Origin of the sequence: Streptomyces thermospinosisporus, assembly GCF_039526425.1 — a bacterium.
In the GTDB taxonomy this organism is placed as follows: Bacteria; Actinomycetota; Actinomycetes; order Streptomycetales; family Streptomycetaceae; genus Streptomyces; species Streptomyces thermocarboxydovorans.
On sequence record NZ_BAAAIZ010000095.1, the window covers coordinates 1 to 7,296 of the forward strand.

The window sequence follows — 7,296 nt, forward strand, 5'->3', positions numbered from 1 at the left end:
GTGAGGAGCCCCGGCGCCGCAAGGCGCCGGGGCCTGTCCTCCCCTGTACTGACCCGGAGCCCCGAGCTCTCAGGGTCATTCCCCTCGGACCGTTTTCCCCGAGCGGTCCGCCTCCCGCTGAAGATCTCCCCTGTGGCGCGGCGGTCAATCCTGGCGGGGTGTCACTCGATTGAGGGGTGTTGCCCGCCGGACCACCGCTTTCGAAAGCGTATTCGATAATCTGGCGCGGTACGGCAGACAGGTTCGGCACGGCAGACAGCGAGCTTGGGGGGTGCCAGGAGAATGGCGCGACGCATCGGCGTGACCGGGGCGGACGGCGTGCAGCTCGCCGCCTGGGAGTTCGGCGACCCGCCCAAGACGGGCACCGAGGCCAAGGCCGCCCCCGGCGTGCTCTTACTGCACGGACTGATGGGGCGCGCCTCGCACTGGGCGTCCACCGCCCGCTGGCTCTCCGAGCGGTACCGCGCGGTCGCCCTCGACCAGCGCGGCCACGGCCGCAGCGACAAGCCCCCGCACGCCTCTTACAGCCGCGAGGCCTACGTCGACGACGCCGAGGCCGCCCTCGAGCAGCTGGATCTCGCCCCCGCCGTCCTCATCGGCCACGCCATGGGCGCCCTGACCGCCTGGCAGCTGGCCGCCAAGCGCCCCGACCTGGTCCGCGGCGTGGTCATCTGCGACATGCGGGCCTCCGCGCTCGGCGCGGCCTCGCAGCGCGTGTGGGAGGAGTGGTTCCGGGCGTGGCCGGTTCCGTTCGCCACGCTCGCCGACGTCCGCAAGTGGTTCGGCGAGGACGACCCCTGGGTGGAGCGGCCCAACCCGGCCCGCGGCGAGTTCTACGCCGAGGTGATGGCCGAGTCCCCGGACGGCTGGCGCCCGGTCTTCGACCAGGAGGTGATGCTCCGCTCCCGCGAGACCTGGGTGTACGACGCGCACTGGGAGGAGCTGGCCCAGGTCCGCTGCCCCGCCCTGGTGGTGCGGGGCCTCGACGGCGAGCTGGGCCGTGCGGAGGCCCAGGAGATGGTCCGCGTCCTGCCGCTCGGGCAGTACGCGGAGGTCGCCGACGCCGGCCATCTGGTCCACTACGACCAGCCGGAGGGCTGGCGCGCGGCGATCGAACCGTTCCTGGACTCCCTGCGCGAGGGCTGATCCGGCGGGGCGTACCGGACGTCCGCGGGGCGTACCGGACGTCCGGCGGGCGCGTCTCAGGGCGCGTGAAGACGTCCGCGGGCGCGCCCTGCTCAGCCCTTGCTGACCGCCGTGAGGATCTCCGGCAGCCGCCGTGCCGTCTGCGGTGCGGCGAGCCGCAGCCCGAGCAGGGTCAGCAGCGCCCCGTAGGCCGTGCCGACCGGCAGCAGCAGCCACAGCAGGCCGGCGCCGTCGGCGCTGATGTTCCACCAGATGGTCAGGGCGATGACCGGGGCGCACAGCACCGCCGCCGCGATCATGCCGCCGAAGATGGAGATCCAGGCCAGCCCCACCTGCCCGGGTGCGACGTTCTTGTGGCCCTCCTGCGGGATGGAGTACGGGAACCGCGCCGAGGTCCAGGCGCCGGTCGCGAGCATCGCGCCCAGCAGGGCGAAGGACAGCCCCAGCGCCTCCGGCAGCCGCCGCCAGTCGCCCAGCATGGCCGTGGTCAGCACGGTCACCAGCGTGGCGTACGGCAGCGTGATCAGCAGCAGGGCCAGGGCACGGGCGCGCAGCTCGGCGTGGGCGTCACGGGTGGTGGAGATGGTCATGGCGACCATCCAGAACGCCGAGGTGTCCTGGCCGAACTGGTTGTACATCTGGATGCCGAGCATGCCCGCCGCGAAGCAGGCGAAGTACACCGAGCCGGTGCCCTGCCAGGCGTTGAAGACCGGCACGATCAGCCCGATGGCCAGCGAGGTCACCCAGGCCGCCTTGGTCTTCGGGTCGCGCCACACATAGCGCAGGCTGCGCTCCACCACCGTGGCGGTGCGGCCGGCGGGCAGCAGCCGGGCCAGTCCGCTGGCGGAGCGCTCCCGCACGGCCTTCTCCCCGGTCTGCAGGGTGGAGCCGTCCGGCGCCGTCATCAGCCGGGTCAGCGACCGCGACCACAGCGCCAGCAGCACCACCAGGGCCGCCGCGCTCAGCGCCAGCTGCGCCAGCGCCGTCCCGTAGGCGCCCTCGCCGGCCGTGTGCACGGCGCCGAGCGCGGACGCGGGCGGGATCCACTGCAGCACCCCGGCCACCGGGTCCAGCTCCCCGAGCCCGGAGGAGCCGAGCCGCTGGGCGCCGAAGTTGACCACCTGGGCGCCGATGGCGATCACCAGGCCGCTGAGCACGGCGAGGTCCCGCCCCTTGCGGCTGGTCAGCAGCCGCACGTTGGCGGCGGCGACCGCCCGCGCCAGCGCCACGCACACCAGCAGCGCCAGCGGGACGGCGAGCACCCCGACGGCGAAGGCGGCCGCGCCGCGGGCGACCGCGATCACCGAACCGGTGAACATGCACAGCGTGAACAGCGGCCCGATGCCCACCAGCGAGGCCACCAGCAGGGCCCGCACCAGCGGGCGGGGCCGCAGCGGCAGCATCACCAGGCGGGTCGGGTCCAGGGTCTCGTCACCGCTCGGGAAGAACAGCGGCATCACCGCCCAGCCAAGAGCAAGCACCGCGACGAGCAGCACCACGAGTGACTCGGCGTGCCCGACCCCGCGCAGCGCGATCAGCCCGAGCAGCTGCAGCGCGGCGAACAGCAGCACCACGACCGCGGTGGCGATGTAGGCGGCCCGGCGGCCGCCGGACTGGCGCAGCCCGTTGCGCAGCAGCGACAGCTTCAGCCGGACGACGACGGGGGTGATCGCGGGCGCGCTCACCGGGAACCGCCGCCCAGCCAGTCGAGCTCGGAGGAGGCGTCCCGTCCGTCCGCGCCGACGAGTTCCAGGAACGCCCGCTGCAGGGAGGGCGCGTCACCGCGCACCTCGGCGAGCGGGCCGTGCGCCCGGATCCGCCCGGCGGCCATCACCGCCACCCAGTCGCACAGCGACTCCACCAGCTCCATCACATGCGAGGAGAACACTACGGTGGCGCCGGAGGCGGTGTAGCGCTCCAAGACACCCCGGATGGTCTGCGCGGACACCGGGTCGACGCCCTCGAACGGCTCGTCCAGGAAGAGGACTTCGGGATTGTGCAGCAGCGCGGCGGCCAGCCCGATCTTCTTGCGCATGCCGGTGGAGTAGTCGACGACCAGCTTGTGCTGGGCCCCGGCCAGGTCGAGGACGTCGAGCAGCTGGGTGGCCCGCTTGTCGACCTCGGCGCCGGGCAGCCCGCGCAACCGGCCGCTGTAGGCGAGGAGTTCGCGCCCCGACAGCCGCTCGAACAGCCGCAGCCCCTCGGGCAGCACCCCGATCCGGGCCTTCACCGCCACCGGGTCCCGCCACACGTCGTGCCCGGCGATCTCCACGGTCCCCTGATCCGGCCGCAGCAGCCCGGTCACCATGGACAGGGTCGTCGTCTTGCCGGCCCCGTTCGGCCCGACGAGCCCGATGAACTTGCCCGCCGGCAGGTCGAGATCGATCCCCCCGACGGCCACCTGCTCGCCGAACCGTTTCCACAGCCCCCGTACGCGGACCGCTGTCCCGTCCGCCTCAGTTCCCTCCGTCATGGCAGCAGCCTACGGGCACCGGCGCGCCCCCGAGCAGGCGCCGCCGGACCGGCCGGCGGCCTCGGCGCACCCGCAGCCGGACGGTCTGACCAGGCGGAACGCAGGGCTGACTAGCGGTCGCGCCCGCAGGCGTAGGCCAGTGCCGGGATCAGCTCCTCCGCGTCGGGCAGCCAGCGGTTGGCGGGCGTCGGACGGCAGGCCCACTGCACGGCCCCTCGGGACCCCACCCGCGTGGGCGGCGCGGCCACGTACATCCCCTCGCCGAGCACGGCCAGATCCAGCGAGGCGAGCGACCAGCCGAGACCGCGCACCAGCTCCGGGACCTTCACCGCCGCCCCCGGCAGCACGAAGAACTCCATCCGCCGTGACGGCGTCAGCGTCACCGGACCCAGCGTCAGTTCCCTCCGCTCGAGCCGCGCGAGGGCGAGGAACCCCGCTGTCTCCGGGACGGAGATCGCGTCGAAGGTGCGGCCCGTCGGCAGCAGGATCGAGGCGGTCGGCTGCTTCTGCCACATCCGGCGGGCGACGGTGGCGCTGCCCGTCGCCTGCGTCGCCCAGTCCGGCCGGGACGGGTGCGCGCCGGGCGCGGGGCAGGCCGCGTCGCCGCACGAGCAGCGCTGCACCCCGTGGGCGGCCTCCAGCCAGGTGCCCGGGAACACGTCCCAGTGACGCTCCTCGGCATAGCGGACTGCGGTGTCCAGCAGCGATTGCCCGCGCTGCTTCGGGATCTGTGCGGCTTCGGTGCCCGGGATCGTCTCTTCCACGATGAACACAACTTCACCCGCCACCAGTGGTTACGCCCGCGCGCGTGCGCGGGGCCGGAGCACCGGCCCCGCGTCCGGGGCGCATGGGTGCACGGGTGGGGGCGCGCGGGAGGAACGGCGCCCGCGGGTGGGTAGCCAGGAGGGGGGCCGGCGGACGACCTCGCATGCCGTCACTCCGGCAATCCTCACAAGTCCCGCATTTTCGGTACATCCGCGGGGCATTGATCTTCATGGCCGGAACTTCTCGCCGGGACGTGAGGAGTACGGCCACGGACAAGCACGTCAACTCGGTGTGTGGGCAGGCACCGTAGCCACAGGGGGTTACGCCATGGCCGCAAGGCCTCTCGTCGCGCGGCAGCCGAACGAGCGGTTGCAGGCGCTCATCCAGGAAGCCGGATGCTCCAACGCCGGGCTGGCCCGCAGGGTCAACATGTGCGGCGCCGAGCACGGCCTCGACCTGCGCTACGACAAGACGTCGGTGGCCCGCTGGCTGCGCGGACAGCAGCCACGGGGCCGCGCCCCGGCGATCATCGCGGAGGCGCTGGGGCGCAAACTGGGCCGTACGGTCACGATCGACGAGATCGGCATGGCCAACGGCAAGAACCTCGCCTCCGGGGTCGGTCTCCAGTTCTCGCCGACGGTACTGGGGGCCATCGAGCAGGTCTGCGAGCTGTGGCGCAGTGACGTGGGGCGGCGGGACTTCCTGTCCGGCTCGGCCGTCGCCGCCTCGGCGCTGGTGGAGCCCAGCCGGGACTGGCTGATCTCCGCGCCGGACGCCCAGGTGGCCCGTTCGGCCGGACCGCGCGTGGGCAGGTCCGACGTGGCCGCGGTACGGGACATGACCCGGGCGCTGGTGGATCTCGACCACCAGTACGGCAGCGGGCATGTGCGGCCGGTCGTCGTGCACTACCTCAACAGCGTGGTGTCGGGGCTGCTGGCCGGCTCCTACCGGGAGCCGGTGGGCCGTGAACTGTTCGCGGCGGTCGCCCGGTTGACCGAGCTCGCCGGGTACATGGCCGTGGACACCGGGCAGCCGGGGCTCGCCCAGCGCTACTACATCCAGGCGCTGAGGCTGTCGCAGGCGGCGGGCGACCGCGGATACGGCGGTTATGTGCTCGCCGCCTCCATGAGCCACCTGGCCGCGCAGCTCGGGAACCCCCGGGAGATCGCTCAGTTGGCGCGGGCGGCGCAGGAGGGCGCACGGGGGCGCGTCACGCCCCGCGCTGAGGCCATGTTCCACGCGGCGGAGGCGCGCGGGCACGCCCTGATGGGCGACGTGCGCGCCGCGCAGGCGGCGGCCGGGCGGGCGATGAGCGCCATGGAGGCGGCTGACGCGGCGTCCGGGGACGACCCGGCGTGGATCGCCCACTTCGACGAGGCGTATCTGGCGGACGAGCTGGCGCACTGCCATCGCGATCTCGGGCAGGCGGAGGCCGCCGCGCGCTATGCGCGCGAGTCGCTCGCCGGGCACCCCGAGTCGCGGGCGCGGCGGCGGGCCATCGGCTATGTGCTGCTGGCCACGGCCCAGGTGCAGCAGCGGGAGATCGAACAGGCCTGCGCCACGGGCCTGAAGGCGGTGGAGATCCTCGACGGACTCCGCTCCGACCGGGGCGCCGAGTACCTCGAGGACTTCCAGCAGCGCCTCGAACCGTACGGAGAGGAGCCGGTGGTACGGGAGTTCGGGGCGCGGACCAGGCTCCAGACGGCGGCGTGAGCGGGCGCGCCCGCGGCGGGACGTGAACGGGCCGGCACCGGGGGTGAACGTTCGCGTGCCGGGCGGCCGATGTGAAGGAGGTGACATAAACAGCGTCCGGTGACGCGGTTTTGTTACCGCGCTCACAGGGCAGGAGATCACGTCCTGTGCTGCGTGGAAACGGGCTCCGGGGACCCGGTAGCGTGACCCGACGATTCACAAGGTCCCCCATTGGTAGGAGTCCCGGTGACGCAGAGTGGACAGGGCGAGGAGCCCTCGTCGCGCCCCGCGCGCGAAGGCATCGTGCTGCCCTCCGACGGCGGTGAGCCCCTGCTGCCGGGCGTGACGCCCTCGACCGGCACCGCGCCCTCCCAGCCGTCCGCACAGCCCCCCGCCTCGGCACCCCCCGGCGGCCAGGGCTGGGGCCAGCCGTGGGGCCCCGGCGAGGGGCCGCACCAGCAGGCCCCGGCCGGCGGCCAGGGCTGGCAGCAGCCGCAGGCTCAGCCCCAGGCCCCGTCCGCCGCGGCCGGCTCCGGCCAGTGGGACTCCGGGACGCCGTCCTCCTGGGGCACGCCGGCCGGGCAGCAGCCTCCTGCCGGGCCGCAGAGCGGGCCCGGCCCGCTGCCCCCCGAGGGCGCGCCGGCACCCTTCGCCTCGTACCAGCACGGCGGCACCCCGCCCGCGCAGCAGCACCAGCAACCGGGCTCGCTGCCGCCCGCCTCCGGCCGGCACGCGGGCCCTGGCCCGCTGCCGCCCGCCGACGGCGGCCAGGGCTCCTCCGCCCCGCAGGCCGGCCACGGCCCTTCCGCCCAGCAGCCCGGCTACGGCACGCACGGCGGCGGTCAGGCCTACGGCGCCGCCCCGCAGCAGCCGGCCGACGCTCCCGAGGGCGCGACGCAGTACATACCCCCCGTGGCGCACGGGGCCTCGCCCGAGGGCGCCACGCAGTACATACCGCCCGTGACCGGCAACGGCGCCGACGAGGGCGCGACGCAGTACATACCCCCGGTCGCCGCAGGCGGGCTGCCGCCGGAGCGGCCCGCCGGGGAGGACTCCGAGGAGACCCGCTCGCTGCGCCGGCCGCAGCCGCCCGCCGGCAATCCCGATGCCGAGGCGACCCAGTACATCCCGCCCGTCACCGGCCAGGGCTTCGGCGCACAGCCCGGTGACGGCAACCGGCAGCCGCCGGCCGAGTTCGACAACCTCTTCCGCAGCGACAG

At 74.2% G+C, this 7,296-nt stretch carries 5 protein-coding genes and 1 pseudogene; 3 read left to right on the forward strand and 3 right to left on the reverse strand.

Translation table 11 applies throughout. From position 1 onward, the window contains the following. Positions 1-282 precede the first annotated feature (282 nt). Complete coding sequence (locus ABD207_RS26300) at positions 283-1,146, forward strand: alpha/beta fold hydrolase (RefSeq protein ID WP_343998967.1); 864 nt, start codon at positions 283-285, stop codon at positions 1,144-1,146. Between the two features lie 92 nt (positions 1,147-1,238). Here ABD207_RS26300 and ABD207_RS26305 read toward each other — a convergent pair whose 3' ends face one another. The 3 genes from ABD207_RS26305 to ABD207_RS26315 all read right to left on the reverse strand — a co-directional run bounded on the left by ABD207_RS26305 (position 1,239) and on the right by ABD207_RS26315 (position 4,392). Beyond that, entirely contained in the window at positions 1,239-2,831 is a 1,593-nt protein-coding gene (locus ABD207_RS26305; RefSeq protein WP_344015650.1) for a transporter, read from the reverse strand. Next, positions 2,828-3,619, reverse strand: a complete 792-nt coding sequence (locus ABD207_RS26310; RefSeq protein WP_344015651.1) for an ABC transporter ATP-binding protein — start codon at positions 3,617-3,619, stop codon at positions 2,828-2,830. Before ABD207_RS26310 ends, ABD207_RS26305 begins: the two co-directional genes overlap by 4 nt. Before the next feature lie 110 nt (positions 3,620-3,729). Next, entirely contained in the window at positions 3,730-4,392 is a 663-nt protein-coding gene (locus tag ABD207_RS26315) for a bifunctional DNA primase/polymerase (RefSeq protein ID WP_344015652.1), read from the reverse strand. A 319-nt stretch (positions 4,393-4,711) separates the two neighbouring features. Between ABD207_RS26315 and ABD207_RS26320 the strand changes: the two genes are divergently transcribed. Next, complete coding sequence (locus tag ABD207_RS26320; protein WP_344015653.1) at positions 4,712-6,097, forward strand: NsdA family TPR-like regulatory protein; 1,386 nt, start codon at positions 4,712-4,714, stop codon at positions 6,095-6,097. A gap of 225 nt (positions 6,098-6,322) precedes the next feature. After that, positions 6,323-7,296, forward strand: a pseudogene (locus ABD207_RS26325) (hypothetical protein); the annotation flags it as partial.

Bases quoted from the DNA above. Each gene is read 5' to 3' on its own strand.
- ABD207_RS26300 (WP_343998967.1), top strand. From the start codon at position 283: ATGGCGCGACGCATCGGCGTGACCGGGGCGGACGGCGTGCAGCTCGCC.
- ABD207_RS26310 (WP_344015651.1), bottom strand. From the start codon at position 3,619: ATGACGGAGGGAACTGAGGCGGACGGGACAGCGGTCCGCGTACGGGGG.
- ABD207_RS26320 (WP_344015653.1), top strand. From the start codon at position 4,712: ATGGCCGCAAGGCCTCTCGTCGCGCGGCAGCCGAACGAGCGGTTGCAG.